A 19,764-nucleotide genomic window follows, 5' to 3' on the forward strand; every position below is an offset into this window, starting at 1 on the left:
TAAGCATAGCTCTCGAATCGCCAGACGACACCGGAAGTTTCAGTTACCAAATCCGCTTCCCCGGATGGCCAATCCCCTTACTCCCTTTGAATTACCCGCAGCATCAGAGATAATGCTTAGGAAATTTGTCATACAAGGAAGCTGATGAGACATTCACTGCCCTGCCGCATGTTACGCAAACGTCCGATGAAACTCAGTACCACGGTGATCTTAATGGTCAGCGCAGTGCTGTTCTCGGTGCTGCTGGTAGTGCATCTGGTTTACTTCTCGCAAATCAGCGATATGACGCGTGACGGGCTGGCCAACAAGGCACTGGCCGTGGCGCGTACCCTTGCCGACTCGCCAGAAATTCGTCAGGGCTTGCAGAAAAAACCGCAGGAGAGCGGTATCCAGGACATAGCTGAAGCTGTACGTAAACGCAACGATTTGCTGTTTATTGTCGTTACCAATATGCAAAGTCTTCGCTACTCGCACCCTGAAACCCAACGCATTGGTCAGCTCTTTAAAGGGGACGACATCCTGAAGGCGCTCAACGGCGAGGAAAATGTCGCTATTAATCGCGGTTTTCTGGCGCAGGCTTTACGCGTATTTACCCCTATCTACGACGAAAATCATAAGCAGATCGGCGTGGTGGCGATTGGCCTGGAGTTAAGCCGCGTAACGCAGCAGATCAATGACAGCCGCTGGAGCATTATCTGGTCAATTTTATTCGGTGTGCTGGTTGGCGGGCTGGGTACATGGATTTTAGTCAAAGTACTTAAGCGCATCCTGTTCGGCCTGGAGCCTTACGAAATCTCAACTCTGTTTGAGCAACGCCAGGCAATGCTGCAATCAATCAAGGAAGGTGTCGTTGCCGTAGACGCGCACGGCGAGGTCACACTCATCAATGATGCTGCGCAAGAACTGCTTAATTATCACAAATCCCAGGATGACGAAAAGCTATCGACACTGAGTCAGGCATGGTCGCAGGTGGTGGATGTCTCGGAAGTATTACGTGACGGCACGCCGCGACGAGATGAAGAGGTTACCGTCAAAGATCGGCTATTACTCATCAACACCGTACCCATACGCAGCAATGGCGTTATCATCGGAGCCATCTCTACCTTCAGGGACAAAACGGAAGTTCGTAAGCTAATGCAACGGTTGGATGGGCTGGTCAACTATGCCGACGCACTTCGTGAACGCTCCCACGAATTTATGAACAAATTACACGTGATTCTCGGATTATTACATCTGAAGAGTTATAAGCAGTTGGAAGATTACATTCTAAAAACAGCCAACAACTATCAGGAAGAGATTGGCTCTTTGCTGGGTAAAATCAAATCTCCGGTTATCGCTGGTTTTTTAATCAGCAAGATTAACCGCGCGACCGATTTAGGCCATACGCTGATATTAAATAGTGAGAGCCAGTTGCCAGACAGCGGTAGTGAAGATCAAGTCGCAACGTTAATTACCGCGTTGGGAAATCTGATAGAAAACGCGCTGGAGGCATTAGGGCAAGAACCCGGTGGTGAAATCAGCGTTACGTTGCACTACCGTCACGGCTGGCTGCACTGTGAAATTAACGATGATGGTCCGGGAATTTCCCCCGACAAAATCGATCACATTTTTGAAAAAGGTGTCTCGACAAAAGGAAGTGAGCGAGGCGTCGGTCTGGCACTTGTCAAACAACAGGTTGAAAATCTCGGCGGCAGCATTACCGTGGAATCAGAACCCGGGGTTTTCACACAATTTTTTGTCCAGTTACCCTGGGATGGGGAGAGGTCGAGCAAATGATCAATGTATTAATTATCGATGACGACGCAATGGTAGCGGAGTTGAATCGCCGATACGTGGCGCAGATCCCTGGTTTTCAATGCTGCGGAACAGCCTCGACACTGGAGAAAGCCAAAGAGATTATCTTCAACAACGAAACACCTATCGACCTGATCTTGCTCGATATCTATATGCAAAAAGAAAACGGGCTCGATTTACTGCCTGTCCTGCACAACGCTCGATGCAAAAGCGATGTGATTGTCATCTCCTCAGCTGCTGATGCCGCAACCATTAAGGATTCTCTGCATTATGGCGTCGTTGATTATCTAATCAAACCGTTCCAGGCATCACGTTTTGAAGAGGCGCTCATCGGCTGGCGACAAAAGAAAATGGCGCTGGAGAAACATCAATACTATGACCAGGCCGAGCTGGATCAGCTAATTCATGGCAATTCATCTAACGAACAGGATACCCGCCGTCTGCCAAAAGGCTTAACGCCGCAGACTTTACGCACGCTGTGCCAGTGGATTGACGCTCACCAGGACTATGAATTTTCAACCGACGAGCTGGCCAACGAGGTTAACATCTCTCGCGTTTCCTGCCGCAAATATCTGATCTGGCTAGTGAATTGTCACATCTTAGTTACCAGTATCCATTATGGCGTCACCGGTCGTCCGGTTTATCGCTACCGTATTCAGGCAGAGCATTACTCATTACTGAAGCAATATTGCCAATAACGCGTTATTAGTTATCTGGAAGTAACAATTATTGCAGTAATGCAAACCAGCACTGGCACAAGTTACATCAGCCATCAGTAAAACTTGTGCCAGATCAAATATAATTATCCCTCTTCATCCCCTGCGAATTAATATCAATTCGGATAAATAGAGTTTTTAATTTCAAAACGCTAACAAAAGTTAATTAACTATTATGTCACTCGTATTATGTGTATTTTTACCCATAAATAGGTAGATCAGAATAATCTATAAAGTTGATGACATCCGTCTGTAGAACAAAAAATAGACCAATAAATATCAACAAGATAGCGTAAAAACAGACCATTAACATCTGCGAAACACAAACTATAACCCCATCGCCAGAGAGTATTTTTCTCTGAAAAAAACACTTATCACAGTGCATAAATTTACTGCTGCCTGAATCAGCCAATATTCACTGTGAAGTATTTGCTCGAGCCAGCAACGACCAAACGGATATTTAGTCAGTCTCTGATAACAGTTCATCCAAAACAGAATGTGGCTGTGATCTATTTGGCAAGAATTTAAATGGGATTATCGCGAGGGTTTACACATGTTATTTACCATCCAACTTATCATAATACTGATATGTCTGTTTTATGGTGCCAGAAAGGGCGGTATCGCGCTGGGTTTATTAGGCGGTATCGGCCTGGTCATTCTGGTCTTCGTCTTCCATCTTCAGCCGGGTAAACCACCGGTTGATGTCATGCTGGTCATCATTGCGGTGGTGGCAGCATCGGCGACCTTGCAAGCCTCCGGCGGCCTGGATGTTATGCTGCAAATTGCCGAAAAACTGCTGCGTCGCAATCCGAAATATGTTTCCATCGTCGCGCCGTTTGTCACCTGTACGCTGACCATTCTTTGCGGTACGGGTCACGTGGTTTACACCATCCTGCCGATCATCTACGACGTTGCGATTAAGAACAACATCCGTCCGGAACGCCCAATGGCGGCGAGCTCTATCGGCGCGCAGATGGGGATTATCGCCAGTCCGGTGTCGGTTGCCGTAGTATCGCTGGTCGCAATGCTGGGGAACGTAACCTTTGATGGTCGTCACCTTGAGTTCCTCGACCTGCTTGCGATTACCATCCCCTCTACCTTGTTAGGTATCCTGGCGATCGGTATTTTCAGTTGGTTCCGTGGTAAAGATCTGGACAAAGACGAAGAGTTCCAGAAATTCATCTCCGTACCGGAAAACCGTGAGTACGTTTACGGTGACACCGCCACGCTGCTGGATAAAAAACTACCGAAAAGCAACTGGCTGGCAATGTGGATCTTCCTCGGGGCAATCGCGGTGGTCGCACTTCTTGGTGCTGATTCTGACCTGCGTCCGTCTTTTGGCGGCAAGCCGCTGTCGATGGTACTGGTTATCCAGATGTTTATGCTGCTGACCGGGGCGTTGATTATTATCCTGACCAAAACCAATCCCGCGTCCATCTCAAAAAATGAAGTCTTCCGTTCCGGTATGATTGCCATCGTGGCGGTATACGGTATCGCGTGGATGGCCGAAACCATGTTCGGTGCGCATATGTCTGAAATTCAGGGCGTACTGGGCGAAATGGTGAAAGAGTATCCGTGGGCTTATGCCATTGTTCTGTTGCTGGTCTCCAAGTTTGTTAACTCCCAGGCCGCTGCACTGGCAGCAATTGTTCCGGTTGCACTGGCGATTGGCGTTGATCCGGCATACATCGTGGCTTCAGCACCGGCTTGCTATGGTTATTACATCCTGCCGACCTATCCGAGCGATCTGGCAGCGATTCAGTTTGACCGTTCCGGAACCACCCACATCGGCCGCTTCGTCATCAACCACAGCTTTATTTTGCCAGGGTTGATTGGTGTGAGCGTATCGTGCGTCTTCGGCTGGATCTTCGCTGCGATGTACGGGTTCTTGTAATTGCACTCTGCGTGCTGCCCGTCGCTGTGCGGCACGCCATTTTCGTATAACAAATACAGAGTTACAGGCTGGAAGCTATGTCAAATAAAGAGTTTATTTATCAGGCGCCTTTCCCGATGGGGAAAGACAATACCGAGTACTATCTGCTCACATCCGATTACGTTAGTGTTGCCGAATTTAACGGCGAAACCATCCTGAAAGTGGAACCTGAAGCCCTGACCTTGCTGGCGCAGCAAGCCTTCCATGACGCTTCTTTCATGCTCCGCCCGGCACACCAGCAACAGGTAGCTTCTATTCTTCATGACCCTGAAGCCAGCGAAAACGATAAGTATGTGGCGCTGCAATTCTTGAGAAACTCCGAAATCGCAGCCAAAGGTGTATTGCCGACCTGCCAGGATACCGGCACCGCCATCATCGTCGGTAAAAAAGGTCAGCGAGTGTGGACCGGCGGCGGTGATGAAGAAGCCTTATCAAAAGGTGTCTATAACACTTATATCGAAGATAACCTGCGCTATTCACAAAACGCACCGCTGGACATGTACAAAGAGGTCAACACCGGCACTAACCTGCCTGCGCAAATCGACCTGTACGCAGTGGATGGCGACGAGTACAAATTCCTCTGCGTCGCCAAAGGCGGCGGTTCTGCCAACAAAACGTATCTCTATCAGGAAACCAAAGCCCTGCTGACTCCGGGTAAACTGAAAAACTTCCTCGTTGAGAAAATGCGTACTCTCGGCACCGCAGCCTGCCCGCCGTACCATATCGCGTTTGTGATTGGCGGCACGTCTGCGGAAACCAACCTGAAAACCGTCAAGTTGGCAAGTGCTCACTATTACGATGAGCTGCCGACTGAAGGGAACGAACACGGTCAGGCTTTCCGCGATGTCCAGTTAGAACAAGAACTCCTGATCGAGGCTCAGAAACTCGGCCTCGGCGCACAGTTTGGTGGTAAATACTTCGCTCACGACATCCGCGTGATTCGCCTGCCTCGTCACGGCGCATCCTGCCCGGTGGGTATGGGCGTCTCCTGCTCCGCTGACCGTAACATCAAAGCAAAAATTAACCGCGAAGGCATCTGGATCGAAAAACTGGAACACAATCCAGGCCAGTACATTCCGGAAGAACTGCGTCAGGCGGGTGAAGGCGACGCGGTGAAAGTCGATCTCAACCGTCCGATGAAAGAGATCCTCGCCCAGCTTTCGCAGTATCCGGTCTCTACTCGTCTGTCACTCACCGGCACCATTATCGTTGGTCGTGATATTGCGCACGCCAAGCTGAAAGAATTGATCGACGCCGGTAAAGAGCTGCCGCAGTACATCAAAGATCATCCGATCTACTACGCAGGTCCGGCAAAAACGCCAGCCGGTTATCCATCGGGTTCTTTAGGCCCAACCACCGCAGGCCGTATGGACTCTTACGTGGATCTGCTGCAATCCCACGGCGGCAGCATGATCATGCTGGCGAAAGGTAACCGCAGTCAGCAAGTCACCGACGCGTGTCATAAACACGGCGGCTTCTACCTCGGCAGCATTGGCGGCCCGGCGGCAGTGCTGGCACAGCAGAGCATTAAGCATCTGGAATGTGTCGCTTATCCGGAACTGGGTATGGAAGCTATCTGGAAAATCGAAGTAGAAGATTTCCCGGCGTTTATCCTGGTCGATGACAAAGGCAACGACTTCTTCCAGCAAATCGTCAACAAACAGTGCGCGAACTGCACTAAGTAACTTCTTTGGCCCAGCGCCTGGCGGCATACTGCCAGGTGATCCCCCTGGGCCACCTCTTTTGCGATTGTAATTTCACGCTTGCTGGTGAATAGTCAGTATTTTCCCTGACTTGCGAACTCACCATGACCCGCACACTCAAGCCGTTAGTTCTTAACACTGGCGCACTGGCGCTGACGTTAATCCTGATGTACACCGGAATTTCGGCCCATGACAAACTCACCTGGTTGATGGAAGTGACGCCGGTAATTATTGTCGTACCGTTGCTGCTTACCACCGCCAGACGTTATCCGTTAACGCCACTGCTTTATGCACTGATTTTCTTTCACGCCATTATCCTGATGGTCGGCGGTCAGTACACCTACGCGAAAGTCCCCATCGGTTTTGACGTGCAGGAATGGCTGGGATTGAGCCGTAATCCGTATGACAAGCTGGGGCATTTTTTCCAGGGACTGGTGCCTGCACTGGTAGCACGAGAAATCCTCGTGCGTGGGATGTACGTGCGCGGACGTAAAATGGTCGCGTTTCTGGTCTGCTGCGTGGCACTGGCGATAAGCGCCATGTATGAGTTGATCGAGTGGTGGGCGGCACTGGCGATGGGTCAGGGAGCGGATGATTTTCTTGGCACCCAGGGCGACCAATGGGACACGCAATCCGATATGTTCTGCGCGCTGCTTGGCGCATTAACTACGGTGATATTCCTCGCTCGCTCTCATTGCCGCCAGTTACGGCGCTATGGCTTAATCACCAAAGCGCCGGACGCGATTACCCCTTAACGGTGCAACCAGCCTGGCAGCCAGTCGCCGTGGGCGGCAATCAGATCGTCAACAAGGGCATATATTTCGTCAATGCCCAGCACGGCGGCGGTGTGCGGATCCATCATCGCAGCGTGGTAAACACGGTCACGGTTTTCGGTGAGAATGGCTTCGGTGAGCAGCGTCTGTACGTTGATATTGGTTTGCATCAGGGCTGCCAGATGCGAAGGTAGCGTACCGACTTTGGTCGGCTGAATGCCATTAGCGTCAACCAGACAGGCCACTTCCACGCAACATCCTTGCGGCAGGTTATCAATCAAGCCATCGTTACGGACGTTGCCATAAATCACGCTCGGCTCTCCGGTCCAGATAGCGTTCATGATTGTGCTGGCATATTCCCGTGATGGTTTAATATCAATCCGGGAGGCGTTCTTATACTCCTCCAGCTCTTTGTGCCAGTTCGCCAGCTGCTCGACGCAGCGTTTCGGGTACTCATCCAGCGGTACTTTATAACGCTCAATCAAATCCTCACGGCCTGGCTTAATAAACCACGGCGTATATTCGGCAAAATGTTCTGACGACTCCGTGACGAAGTAGCCCAGCTTTTTGAACATTTCATAGCGCACAGTGTTCTGGCAGCGAGGATTCCCATGAATATTCGGCTTCGGTGCCTGACCTGCGTCATAAGCCGCCAGCAGTTCCGGGTAGAGATTCACGTAACTGCCGTCGGTGGTTTTGCGCTCCAGCTCCAGGTAAAACGCCATATGGTTGATACCCGCGCAACGATATCGCAGCGTGGCGGGATCAATATTGAGATCGCGCGCCAGCTCTTCCGCCGTTCCCTGCACCGAATGGCACAACCCTACCTGTTTGATATGCGGATAACGGGCATACATCGCCCAGGTATTCATCGCCATCGGGTTAACGTAGTTGAGCATGGTGGCATCGGGGCAGACTTCCGTCATGTCCTCGCAAATTTGCCACAGGTGCGGAATGGTACGCAGTGCGCGCATAATGCCGCCCGGCCCCAACGTATCGGCAATGGTTTGTTCCAGACCATGCCGCTTACAGACCTCGAAATCAGTCACCGTGCAAGGTTCATAACCACCAATCTGAAATGCCACCACGACAAAATCGGCATCCTGTAAGGCTTCTTTCTGTTGCGTGTGGCAGGTAATTTTGCCGCTGGCTCCTGCTGAATCCATCAGCTTACGCACCACAATGTGCGACTCTTCCAGGCGAGTTGGATCAATGTCCATCAGGGCAATATGCGCCGTTTTCAGCGCCTCGCGATGAAACACATCACCAAGAATATTTTTTACGAAAATTGTCGAACCAGCGCCGATAAAAGTAATTTTGGGTGCAGACATCATTCAGGTCTCCAGGCTTGCTTGAATGATTTCATCATGGCAGGCGATGTTGCAGAAAACCTCCGGCTTCCCCGTTGAGCATTCCCAAAAGCTCAGATCCAGGGTTACTTAGCAGTAAATATGAGTTTTTGGGACTAAATTGACTGAAAAACAGAGTAATTAGCCCTTATAAAATCCTCTCTCTTTATGTTTTGTGTCGTCATTCGCAGTCATCCTCAGCTACTCATGACATAATTCTGATAATCCAGGAAAGAGATCCATCCATGAACACAGACACGTTTATGTGCAGCAGTGATGAAAAGCAGACCCGCAGCCCGCTGTCGCTGTACTCGGAATATCAGCGAATGGAGATTGAATTTCGTGCGCCGCATGTCATGACCACCAGCCACTGGCATGGTCAGGTTGAAGTGAATGTGCCTTTCGATGGCGATGTGGGATACCTGATCAACAATGAACAAGTGAATATCAATCAAGGGCATATCACGCTGTTCTGGGCCTGTACGCCGCACCAACTAACCGATACCGGAACTTGTCAGAGCATGGCGATTTTTAATCTGCCGATGCATCTGTTTCTCTCCTGGCCTCTGGATAAAGACCTTATAAACCACGTCACTCACGGCATGGTGATTAAATCGCTGGCGACACAGCAACTTAGCCCCTTTGAAGTGCGCCGCTGGCAGCAGGAATTGAACAGCCCGAATGAGCAAATCCGCCAGCTCGCCATTGATGAAATTGGCCTGATGCTCAAGCGATTTAGCCTCTCCGGCTGGGAACCGATTTTGGTCAATAAAACCTCGCGCACGCACAAAAACAGCGTCTCGCGTCATGCGCAATTTTACGTCAGCCAGATGCTGGGCTTTATTGCAGAAAACTATGACCAGGCGCTGACCATCAACGACGTGGCTGAGCACGTCAAACTAAACGCCAACTATGCGATGGGGATATTTCAGCGAGTCATGCAGTTGACGATGAAACAGTACATTACCGCAATGCGCATCAACCACGTTCGCGCGTTACTCAGCGATACCGATAAAAGTATTCTCGATATTGCCCTGACGGCAGGTTTTCGTTCGAGCAGTCGTTTTTACAGTACTTTCGCCAAATATGTCGGCATGTCGCCGCAACAATACCGCAAACTTAGCCAACAACGCCGCCAGACGCTTCCCGGTTAAAAACGATATCAGTATCAGCCAAAAAAATAATTTAGCTGTCGATAATAAACATTGAAAATTAATTGAAAAATTAATATAAGCTTCTGTTTATAATAATAAAAAATTAAAAACGTTTATTTTTCAATCGCTTTACAGCCTGAAATGCCCGGAAGATACTTGCCCGCAACGAAGATTCCTTCACAACCGGGTAAACAATGATGAAAGTATTAATTGTTGAAAGCGAGTTTCTACATCAGGACACCTGGGTCGGTAGCGCCGTTGAGCGTCTGGCGAATGCCTTGAGTCAACAAAATGTTACCGTCATTAAATCAACCTCATTTGATGATGGTTTTGCCATTCTCTCTTCAAATGAAGCCATTGATTGTCTGATGTTCAGTTATCAAATGGAGCATCCGGACGAACATCAAAACGTCAGAGAATTGATCGGTAAACTTCATGAACGCCAGCAAAACGTGCCGGTATTCCTGTTAGGCGATCGGGAAAAATCAATCGCCGCGCTGGATCGCGACCTGCTGGAGCTTGTCGATGAATTCGCCTGGATTCTGGAAGATACTGCCGATTTTATTGCCGGGCGCGCCATCGCCGCGATGACCCGCTACCGTCAACAGTTGTTACCGCCACTGTTCAGCGCGCTGATGAAATATAGCGACATCCATGAGTATTCCTGGGCCGCGCCGGGTCACCAGGGCGGTGTGGGGTTCACTAAAACGCCAGCCGGACGTTTCTACCATGACTATTATGGTGAAAACCTGTTCCGCACCGATATGGGTATCGAACGAACTTCTCTCGGTTCTTTGCTCGACCATACTGGCGCATTTGGCGAAAGTGAAAAATATGCCGCACGCGTATTTGGTGCCGATCGCTCCTGGTCAGTCGTTGTTGGCACTTCAGGTTCTAACCGCACCATCATGCAAGCCTGCATGACGGATAACGACGTGGTCGTTGTTGACCGTAACTGCCACAAATCCATTGAACAAGGCTTAATGCTGACTGGCGCGAAACCGGTATACATGGTGCCAAGCCGCAACCGCTACGGCATTATCGGGCCAATCTACCCGCAGGAAATGCAGCCTGAAACCTTGCAGAAGAAAATCAGCGAAAGCCCGCTGACTAAAGACAAAGTCGGGCAAAAACCCTCTTACTGCGTGGTGACCAACTGCACCTACGACGGCGTGTGCTATAACGCCAAAGACGCGCAGGATCTGCTGGAAAAAACCTCTGACCGTCTGCACTTCGACGAAGCCTGGTATGGTTACGCACGGTTTAACCCAATCTATGCCGATCACTATGCAATGCGCGGTGAACCGGGCGATCACAATGGCCCAACCGTTTTCGCTACCCACTCCACACATAAACTGCTGAATGCGCTGTCGCAGGCGTCTTATATTCATGTACGTGAAGGTCGGGGCGCGATTAACTTCTCCCGCTTTAATCAGGCATACATGATGCATGCCACCACTTCCCCACTGTATGCCATCTGCGCATCAAACGATGTGGCTGTATCAATGATGGACGGCAACAGCGGTCTGTCACTGACTCAGGAAGTGATCGACGAAGCGGTCGATTTCCGCCAGGCAATGGCACGGTTGTATAAAGAGTTTACTGACGAAGGTAGCTGGTTCTTTAAACCGTGGAATAAAGAAATGGTTACCGATCCGGAAACCGGCAAAACCTATGACTTTGCTGACGCGCCGCGCAAACTGCTGACCACCGTTCAGGACTGCTGGGTAATGCATCCGGGCGAAAGCTGGCACGGCTTTAAAGATATCCCGGACAACTGGAGTATGCTCGACCCGATAAAAGTCAGCATCCTCGCACCGGGGATGGGTGAAGACGGTGAACTGGAAGAGACAGGCGTACCTGCCGCACTGGTTACCGCATGGCTTGGCCACCACGGCATCGTGCCAACTCGCACCACCGATTTCCAGATTATGTTCCTGTTCTCAATGGGCGTGACCCGAGGGAAATGGGGAACTCTGGTTAACACCCTCTGTTCCTTCAAACACCACTACGACGCCAACACACCACTGGCGCAGGTGATGCCGGAACTTGTTGAACAATATCCTGACACTTACGCGAACATGGGGATTCACGATCTGGGTGACAAAATGTTTGCCTGGCTGAAAGAAAACAACCCAGGAGCACGGTTGAACGAAGCCTATTCCGGCCTGCCGGTGGCGGAAATCACTCCGCGTGAAGCGTACAACGCGATTGTCGACAACAACGTTGAGCTGGTATCCATTGAAAATCTGCCAGGACGCATTGCGGCGAACTCAGTTATCCCGTATCCGCCAGGAATCCCGATGCTGCTGTCTGGTGAAAACTTCGGCGATAAAAACAGTCCGCAGGTAAGTTATTTACGCTCGCTGCAATCCTGGGATCATCATTTCCCTGGATTTGAACACGAAACTGAAGGTACTGAAATTATTGACGGTATTTACCACGTAATGTGTGTGAAAGCGTAACCACTATTCCGCTGAAGGCGTAATTGTTTTAATAACATTACGCCGCCTGGCCTGAGGCCTTTTGAGTATGGCAACGTTTTCATAAAAATTGCTGCAAACAAAAATGTCATGCTTTTTGCGCGGTCCCACCCCGCGCTTTTTTTTGTTTATTATTTACCCTTATTTACTCTGTAAAATTTTTTGTACATGAGAAATTACTATAAAAATTTGTAATATTAGTAAAACACGTTATTTTTATGCATGTTTTGATTCGTCATACAATTATATAACCCGTTCCCGGTATCTCTCTATGTTGGCGAGATCCACTATTTTTCTTTGCATTTCAGGAGTACATGTATGAGGATTTGCAGCAACCAACCTTGTATAGTTTTATTAACTGAAAAAGATGTCTGGCTAAGAGTGAATGGGAAAGAGCCTATAAGTTTAAAAGCTAACCATATGGCGTTATTAAGTTGTGAAAATAATATTATCGACGCCTCCTCTCTGAATAACACTTTGATTGCTTATATTAGCCTCGACATCATCAAAGATTATCTCCGTTTTCTGAATAAAGATCTCTCGAAAATACCGGTCTGGCAACGTAGCGCCACACCGATTATTTCCCTGCCATGCCTTACACCAGAGGTGTTTCGCGTTGCAGCGCAACATAGCACAGAGCCTGCTGAAACAGAGTCGGAAAAAGAACGAACACGTGCATTATTATTCACTGTGCTCTCTCGCTTTCTCGACAGTAAAAAATTCCTTTCTCTACTTATGTATATGTTACGTAATTGTGTTAGCGACAGCGTTTATCAAATCATTGAAAGCGATATCCATAAAGACTGGAATCTTAGTATGGTAGCCAGTTGTTTATGTCTTAGCCCAAGTTTGTTAAAGAAAAAGCTGAAAAGCGAAAACACCAGTTATAGCCAAATAATAACCACCTGCCGGATGCGTTATGCTGTAAATGAATTAATGATGGATGGAAAAAATATCTCACAGGTGTCACAGTCCTGTGGCTACAACAGCACGTCTTACTTTATTTCTGTATTTAAAGACTTCTATGGCATGACGCCACTCCATTATGTTAGCCAACACAGAGAACGTTCTGTCGCCTGATTTATAACCTTTACAAAGAGATATATTAATAACGGCATCAGCGATAACCCGACTGACGATAATTCAATGCGCGGATGCAGGCGTATGATATGACGTAATTTATTGTCACGAAGCTCGCCTTCGCAGGAGTTTAATTATGTCTTCGGATGCTGATGCTCACAAAGTGGGCTTAATCCCCGTTACTCTGATGGTGTCGGGGAATATTATGGGGTCAGGTGTCTTTCTGTTACCTGCAAACCTGGCCTCGACTGGCGGTATTGCTATATATGGTTGGTTGGTGACGATTATCGGTGCTTTGGCTTTATCGATGGTCTACGCCAAAATGTCGTTCCTCGATCCCAGCCCTGGCGGTTCATATGCCTACGCGCGCCGCTGTTTTGGTCCTTTTCTCGGATATCAAACCAACGTTCTCTACTGGCTGGCCTGCTGGATCGGCAATATCGCTATGGTGGTCATTGGCGTCGGCTATTTGAGCTATTTCTTCCCGCTCCTCAAAGATCCGTGGGTATTAACCATCACCTGCGTGGTGGTGCTGTGGATCTTCGTTCTGCTTAATATCGTCGGTCCGAAAATGATCACCCGCGTGCAGGCCGTCGCTACCGTGCTGGCGCTGATTCCAATCGTCGGGATTGCCGTATTCGGCTGGTTCTGGTTCCACGGAGAAACCTATATGGCGGCATGGAACGTCAGCGGCCTGGGCACCTTCGGCGCGATTCAAAGCACCTTAAACGTTACGCTGTGGTCATTTATCGGGGTGGAAAGTGCGTCTGTTGCAGCGGGTGTGGTGAAAAACCCGAAACGCAACGTCCCTATCGCCACCATTGGCGGGGTATTGATTGCCGCCGTTTGCTATGTGCTCTCCACCACCGCGATTATGGGGATGATCCCCAACGCCGCACTGCGCGTTTCCGCCTCACCTTTCGGTGATGCTGCACGGATGGCGCTGGGTGATACCGCAGGAGCCATTGTCTCCTTCTGTGCGGCGGCTGGTTGCTTAGGTTCGCTGGGTGGCTGGACACTACTGGCCGGGCAAACGGCGAAAGCCGCTGCCGATGACGGTCTGTTCCCACCGATTTTTGCCCGCGTCAACAAAGCAGGCACACCGGTAGCCGGGTTGATTATCGTCGGTATCCTGATGACTATCTTCCAGTTCAGCAGCATTTCGCCAAACGCAACCAAAGAGTTCGGTCTGGTCTCTTCCGTATCGGTAATCTTTACCCTGGTGCCTTATCTTTATACCTGTGCCGCTTTACTGCTTTTAGGCCACGGTCACTTTGGTAAAGCGCGTCCGGCGTATCTGGCCATCACCACTATCGCCTTCCTTTACTGCATCTGGGCGGTAGTCGGTTCTGGCGCACAAGAGGTCATGTGGTCATTCGTCACGCTGATGGTGATCACCGCAATGTACACACTGAACTACAACCGACTGCATAAAAACCCCTATCCTTTAGATGCACCAATAAGCAAAGATTAAGCCCCCTTAATCCAGCAAACATAAAAGCCAACCTTAAGAACTTAAGGTTGGCTTAACTTTGCTTTGCGAGCATATGCGCACTTTGTTCGATGGAAACACCGTGATGTTGAAGCGCCTTCTAAAAAGACCCTCTTTGAATTTACTCGCCTGGATATTGCTGGCCTCTTTTTATATTGCTATCTGCCTGAACATTGCCTTTTTTAAACAGGTTTTACAGGCGCTACCGCTGGATTCAATGCATAACGTGCTGGTTTTCTTGTCGATGCCGGTCGTCGCGTTCAGCGTGATTAATATTGTCCTGACGCTAGGCTCTTTCTTATGGCTTAATCGTCCACTGGCCTGCCTGTTTATTCTTGTCGGCGCGTCTGCGCAATATTTCATAATGACTTATGGCATCGTCATCGACCGTTCGATGATTGCCAATATCATGGATACCACACCTGCGGAAAGCTACGCGTTAATGACACCGCAGATGTTATTAACGCTAGGGTTAAGCGGGGTTCTTGCTGCTCTGATTGCCTGCTGGGTAAAAATCAAACCCGCAGTCTCACGCCTGCGTAGCGTTCTTTTCCGTGGGGTCAATATTCTGATTTCTGTACTGCTGATTCTGCTGGTCGCCGCGTTGTTTTATAAAGACTACGCCTCGCTGTTTCGTAACAACAAAGAGCTGGTGAAATCCTTAAGCCCCTCCAACAGCATTGTTGCCAGTTGGTCATGGTATTCCCACCAGCGACTGGCAAATCTGCCGCTGGTTCGCATTGGCGAGGATGCACACCGCAACCCGTTAATGCAAAACGAGAAACGTAAAAATCTGACCATCTTGATCGTCGGCGAAACCTCGCGGGCAGAGAATTTCTCACTCAACGGCTACCCACGTGAAACCAATCCACGGCTGGCGAAAGATAATGTGGTCTATTTCCCCAATACCGCGTCTTGCGGCACGGCAACGGCTGTCTCTGTGCCATGCATGTTCTCGGATATGCCGCGTGAGCATTACAAAGAAGAGCTGGCACAGCACCAGGAAGGCGTGCTGGATATCATTCAGCGAGCGGGCATTAATGTGTTGTGGAATGACAACGACGGTGGCTGCAAAGGTGTCTGCGACCGCGTACCGCACCAGAATGTCACCGCGCTGAACCTGCCCGGCCAGTGCATCAACGGCGAATGCTATGACGAGGTGCTGTTCCACGGGCTGGAAGAGTACATCAATAACCTGCAAGGTGATGGCGTGATTGTCTTACACACCATCGGTAGCCACGGCCCGACCTATTACAACCGCTATCCGCCGCAGTTCAGGAAATTTACCCCCACCTGCGACACCAACGAGATCCAGACCTGTTCCAAAGAACAACTGGTGAACACTTACGATAATACGTTGCTCTACGTCGACTATATTGTTGATAAAGCAATTAATCTGCTGAAAGAACATCAGGATAAATTTACCACCAGCCTGGTTTATCTTTCTGACCACGGTGAATCGTTAGGTGAAAATGGCATCTATCTACACGGCCTGCCTTATGCCATCGCGCCTGATAGCCAAAAACAAGTACCGATGCTGCTGTGGTTGTCGGAGGATTATCAAAAGCGATATCAGATTGACCAGAGCTGCCTGCAAAAACAGGCACAAACACAGCACTATTCACAGGACAATTTATTCTCAACCCTGTTGGGATTAACCGGCGTCGAGACGAAGTATTACCAGGCTGCGGATGATATTCTGCAAACTTGCAGGAGAGTGACTGAATGAAAATACTGATTGTTGAAGACGATACACTGTTATTGCAGGGGCTGATTCTGGCGGCACAAACCGAAGGCTACGCGTGCGATGGCGTCACGACCGCGCGGATGGCGGAACAAAGCCTGGAAGCCGGGCACTACAGCCTGGTGGTGTTGGATTTAGGTTTACCCGACGAAGATGGGCTGCATTTTCTCGCCCGTATCCGGCAGAAAAAATACACCCTGCCGGTACTGATCCTCACCGCTCGCGACACCCTGACCGACAAAATCGCCGGGCTGGATGTCGGTGCCGATGACTATCTGGTAAAACCTTTTGCGCTGGAAGAGTTACACGCCCGCATCCGCGCCCTGCTGCGACGCCATAATAATCAGGGCGAAAGCGAGTTGATTGTTGGCAATCTGACGCTGAATATGGGGCGCCGTCAGGTATGGATGGGCGGCGAAGAATTGATTCTGACGCCCAAAGAATATGCTCTGCTATCGCGGCTGATGCTCAAAGCAGGCAGCCCGGTGCATCGGGAAATTCTCTACAACGATATCTATAACTGGGACAACGAACCCTCGACCAACACCCTGGAAGTGCATATCCACAACCTGCGCGACAAAGTGGGCAAAACACGTATCCGCACCGTGCGCGGCTTTGGCTATATGCTGGTCGCGAATGAGGAAAACTAATTGAATCTGATGCGTTTTCTGCGCCGACCAATGTCGCTGCGTCAACGGCTGATATTGACCATCGGCGCTATTCTGCTGGTTTTTGAGCTGATTAGCGTCTTTTGGCTATGGCATGAAAGTACCGAGCAAATTCAGCTCTTTGAGCAGGCGCTACGTGACAATCGCAACAACGATCGCCACATCATGCGTGAGATCCGCGAAGCGGTTGCCAGCCTGATTGTTCCCGGCGTATTTATGGTCAGCCTGACACTATTTATCTGCTATCAGGCAGTGCACCGCATCACTCGCCCGCTGGCGGAACTGCAAAAAGAACTGGAAGCGCGCACCGCTGACAACTTAACGCCCATTGCCATTCATAGCGCCACTCTCGAAATCGAAGCGGTGGTTTCGGCGTTGAACGATCTGGTCAGTCGCCTGACCAGCACGCTGGATAACGAAAGGTTGTTTACCGCTGACGTCGCTCACGAACTGCGAACGCCGCTGGCGGGGGTGCGTTTGCATCTGGAACTGCTGGCGAAAACGCATCACATTGATGTAGCGCCGTTAGTCGCACGGCTTGATCAGATGATGGAGAGCGTCTCCCAGTTGTTGCAACTGGCGCGCGCCGGACAGTCATTTTCTTCCGGTAATTATCAGCATGTAAAACTGCTGGAAGATGTGATCCTGCCCTCCTATGACGAACTCAGCACCATGCTCGACCAGCGTCAACAAACTTTGCTGTTACCAGAGAGCGCCGCTGACATCACTGTTCAGGGCGACGCGACCCTGCTGCGGATGTTATTGCGTAACCTGGTAGAAAACGCCCATCGCTATAGTCCAGCAGGCAGCAACATTATGATTCAGCTGCAAGAAGATGGCGGTGCGGTAATGGCGGTTGAAGATGAAGGGCCTGGCATTGATGAGAGTAAATGCGGAGAGTTGAGCAAAGCGTTTGTACGAATGGACAGCCGTTATGGCGGGATTGGTCTGGGATTAAGTATTGTCAGCCGCATCACACAGTTGCATCACGGGCAGTTTTTCCTGCAAAACCGGGAAGAGGCTTCCGGTACGCGCGCCTGGGTACGGCTGAAGAAAGATCAATACGTGGCAAACCAGATATAGAGAAAGCTGCTGACTACCAGCACGCTAAACACAGTCGTTAAACTTTCATAAACACGGTTTTTCATTGCACTCTCCTCCGTTGTCCTGGAGGAGAGTATGCGCGTCAGAGATTAAGTGAACCTTAAGAGTTCGATTGTTGGCCTGATAAGAGAGTGTCGCATCAGGCAATCCGTTTCAGCTTACTCATCAATTCGCGGATGTTGCTGCACCAGGCGGGTACGTTTCGCCTGCAAATCGGCAATTTCCTGGTCAATATCCTCGATTTTCTGCTCAATATTATCGTAATGCTCGACGAGAATTTCCTTCGCTTCCTGCAAATCTGACGCCGCAGGCGTCGCACCTTTCAGTGGACGATTCGCCGTCTCTTTCATGGTCACGCCAGTGATTAAACCAATCACCGCCACTACCATCAGGTAATAGGCAGGCATCATCAGATTATGCGAGCTTTCCACCAGCCAGGCCGCCAGCGTTGGCGTCAGACCGGCAACCAGCACCGAAATATTAAATGCCGCCGCCAGCGCACTGTAACGGATATGCGTCGGGAACATCGCTGGCAAGGTAGAGGCCATAACCCCCGTAAAGCAGTTAAGGATCACCGCCAGCATCAGCAACCCGGCGAAAATCAGGCCGATAATATTGCTGTTAATCAGGATAAACGCCGGGATCGCCAGCGCAAACAACGCAACACTGCCGAGGATCACAAACGGACGACGGCCAAAACGGTCACTCAGCAAGCCCATCACCGGCTGAACAAACAGCATACCGATCATAATCGCGATAATAATCAGCACCCCGTGGTCTTCGGAGTAATGCAGGTTATGCGACAAATAACTCGGCATATAAGTCAGCAACATGTAGTAAGTCACGTTGGTGGCGATCACCAGACCAATACATGTCAACAGACTGCGCCAGTGTTTGGTGGCAATCTCTTTAAACGAGACTTTCGGGCCATCCTGCAAACCTTCGCGGTCACCCTGTTCCAGTTTCTCAACATGTTGCTGGAACGCTGGCGTCTCTTCTAAAGCATGACGAAGATAAAGCCCAATAATTCCCAGCGGCAGCGCGATAAAGAACGGAATACGCCAGCCCCAGTCAAGGAAGTTCTCTTCGCCGACAATGGTCGAAATCAACACCACCACGCCCGCACCCAGCACAAAGCCGGCAATAGAACCGAAGTCCAGCCAGCTGCCCATAAAGCCACGTTTACGGTCAGGTGAGTATTCCGCAACAAATATCGACGCTCCGGTATATTCACCGCCGACCGAGAAACCTTGTGCCATCTTACAGATCAACAGCAAAATCGGCGCCCAAATACCAATAGAGGCGTAGGACGGTATTAAACCGATACAGAACGTACTGATCGACATAATCACAATAGTGATAGCGAGAATCTTCTGGCGACCATATTTATCGCCCAACATACCGAAGAAGAGTCCGCCAAGCGGTCGAATCAGAAAGGGAACGGAGAAGGTGGCAAGTGCAGCAACCATCTGCACGCTGGGGTCAGCCCCCGGGAAAAATACTTTACCTAATGCGTAAGCAACAAAGCCATAAACACCAAAATCGAACCATTCCATTGCATTACCCAGCGATGCTGCAGTAATGGCTTTTCGCAGTTTACCGTCATCAATAATGGTGACATCACGAAGGGTTATCGGTTTTACTTTTTTCCTTTTCAGCATAGCTTTCCTCGCAGAGTAAGCCCATTTCCGCACGCGTCAGGCAAATAGACGCGGCGCCCGCAAAAGGGGAGCGGGAATTGCAGGGTGCAATCTCTGTAACAAGCGTAGCT

15 protein-coding genes are annotated in these 19,764 nt (G+C 49.9%); 12 read left to right on the forward strand and 3 right to left on the reverse strand.

Annotated elements, in window-relative coordinates:
- The first annotated feature begins 144 nt into the window (after positions 1 to 144).
- The 5 genes from A7098_RS12670 to A7098_RS12690 all read left to right on the forward strand — a co-directional run bounded on the left by A7098_RS12670 (position 145) and on the right by A7098_RS12690 (position 6,901).
- On the forward strand, positions 145 to 1,776 hold the full coding sequence (locus tag A7098_RS12670) for a sensor histidine kinase (RefSeq protein ID WP_105280887.1): 1,632 nt from the start codon (positions 145 to 147) through the stop codon (positions 1,774 to 1,776).
- A complete protein-coding gene (gene dcuR / locus A7098_RS12675) occupies positions 1,773 to 2,492 on the forward strand; it encodes a two-component system response regulator DcuR (RefSeq protein WP_000611279.1) in 720 nt (239 codons plus the stop codon). The genes A7098_RS12670 and dcuR overlap by 4 nt, the downstream gene beginning before the upstream one ends.
- 571 nt (positions 2,493 to 3,063) lie before the next feature.
- Complete coding sequence (dcuB, locus tag A7098_RS12680) at positions 3,064 to 4,404, forward strand: anaerobic C4-dicarboxylate transporter DcuB (RefSeq protein ID WP_000899528.1); 1,341 nt, start codon at positions 3,064 to 3,066, stop codon at positions 4,402 to 4,404.
- A 77-nt stretch (positions 4,405 to 4,481) separates the two neighbouring features.
- The gene (gene fumB, locus A7098_RS12685) at positions 4,482 to 6,128 is read left to right on the forward strand and encodes a class I fumarate hydratase (protein ID WP_000066143.1); all 1,647 of its coding nucleotides are present in this window, start codon (positions 4,482 to 4,484) and stop codon (positions 6,126 to 6,128) included.
- A 122-nt stretch (positions 6,129 to 6,250) separates the two neighbouring features.
- Positions 6,251 to 6,901 carry a DUF2238 domain-containing protein gene (locus A7098_RS12690; protein WP_105280888.1) on the forward strand — a complete coding sequence of 217 codons (651 nt, stop codon included), beginning with the start codon at positions 6,251 to 6,253 and terminating at the stop codon, positions 6,899 to 6,901.
- Here A7098_RS12690 and melA read toward each other — a convergent pair.
- On the reverse strand, positions 6,898 to 8,253 hold the full coding sequence (gene melA, locus A7098_RS12695; RefSeq protein WP_105280889.1) for an alpha-galactosidase: 1,356 nt from the start codon (positions 8,251 to 8,253) through the stop codon (positions 6,898 to 6,900). The genes A7098_RS12690 and melA overlap by 4 nt on opposite strands.
- Before the next feature lie 260 nt (positions 8,254 to 8,513).
- Between melA and melR the strand changes: the two genes are divergently transcribed.
- The 7 genes from melR (at position 8,514) to pmrB (ending at position 17,972) form a co-directional block, all read left to right on the forward strand.
- Positions 8,514 to 9,422 carry a transcriptional regulator MelR gene (gene melR / locus A7098_RS12700; protein ID WP_085461272.1) on the forward strand — a complete coding sequence of 303 codons (909 nt, stop codon included), beginning with the start codon at positions 8,514 to 8,516 and terminating at the stop codon, positions 9,420 to 9,422.
- Positions 9,423 to 9,619: 197 nt separating this feature from the next.
- Entirely contained in the window at positions 9,620 to 11,887 is a 2,268-nt protein-coding gene (gene adiA / locus A7098_RS12705; RefSeq protein WP_105280916.1) for an arginine decarboxylase, read from the forward strand.
- 336 nt (positions 11,888 to 12,223) lie between these two features.
- Positions 12,224 to 12,985, forward strand: coding sequence for an AraC family transcriptional regulator (locus A7098_RS12710; RefSeq protein WP_001217089.1), 762 nt, complete (start codon positions 12,224 to 12,226; stop codon positions 12,983 to 12,985).
- Positions 12,986 to 13,121: 136 nt separating this feature from the next.
- Positions 13,122 to 14,459 (forward strand): arginine/agmatine antiporter, encoded by a 1,338-nt coding sequence (gene adiC / locus A7098_RS12715; RefSeq protein ID WP_000093133.1) that lies wholly within the window; start codon positions 13,122 to 13,124, stop codon positions 14,457 to 14,459.
- Between the two features lie 103 nt (positions 14,460 to 14,562).
- Positions 14,563 to 16,206, forward strand: coding sequence for a phosphoethanolamine transferase EptA (eptA, locus tag A7098_RS12720; protein ID WP_105280890.1), 1,644 nt, complete (start codon positions 14,563 to 14,565; stop codon positions 16,204 to 16,206).
- On the forward strand, positions 16,203 to 16,871 hold the full coding sequence (basR, locus tag A7098_RS12725) for a two-component system response regulator BasR (protein ID WP_000697918.1): 669 nt from the start codon (positions 16,203 to 16,205) through the stop codon (positions 16,869 to 16,871). Before eptA ends, basR begins: the two co-directional genes overlap by 4 nt.
- Entirely contained in the window at positions 16,872 to 17,972 is a 1,101-nt protein-coding gene (gene pmrB, locus A7098_RS12730) for a two-component system sensor histidine kinase PmrB (RefSeq protein WP_001052143.1), read from the forward strand.
- Here pmrB and pmrR read toward each other — a convergent pair.
- Together pmrR and proP are read right to left on the reverse strand one after the other, a co-directional pair.
- Positions 17,948 to 18,037 carry an LpxT activity modulator PmrR gene (gene pmrR / locus A7098_RS12735; RefSeq protein WP_000797657.1) on the reverse strand — a complete coding sequence of 30 codons (90 nt, stop codon included), beginning with the start codon at positions 18,035 to 18,037 and terminating at the stop codon, positions 17,948 to 17,950. The two genes, pmrB and pmrR, sit on opposite strands and share 25 nt — an antisense overlap.
- Positions 18,038 to 18,151: 114 nt before the next feature.
- Positions 18,152 to 19,654, reverse strand: a complete 1,503-nt coding sequence (gene proP / locus A7098_RS12740; RefSeq protein WP_010353876.1) for a glycine betaine/L-proline transporter ProP — start codon at positions 19,652 to 19,654, stop codon at positions 18,152 to 18,154.
- Positions 19,655 to 19,764 lie beyond the last annotated feature (110 nt).

The sequence above is a fragment of the Escherichia sp. MOD1-EC7011 genome, from assembly GCF_002965005.1.
GTDB lineage: Bacteria > Pseudomonadota > Gammaproteobacteria > Enterobacterales > Enterobacteriaceae > Escherichia > Escherichia ruysiae.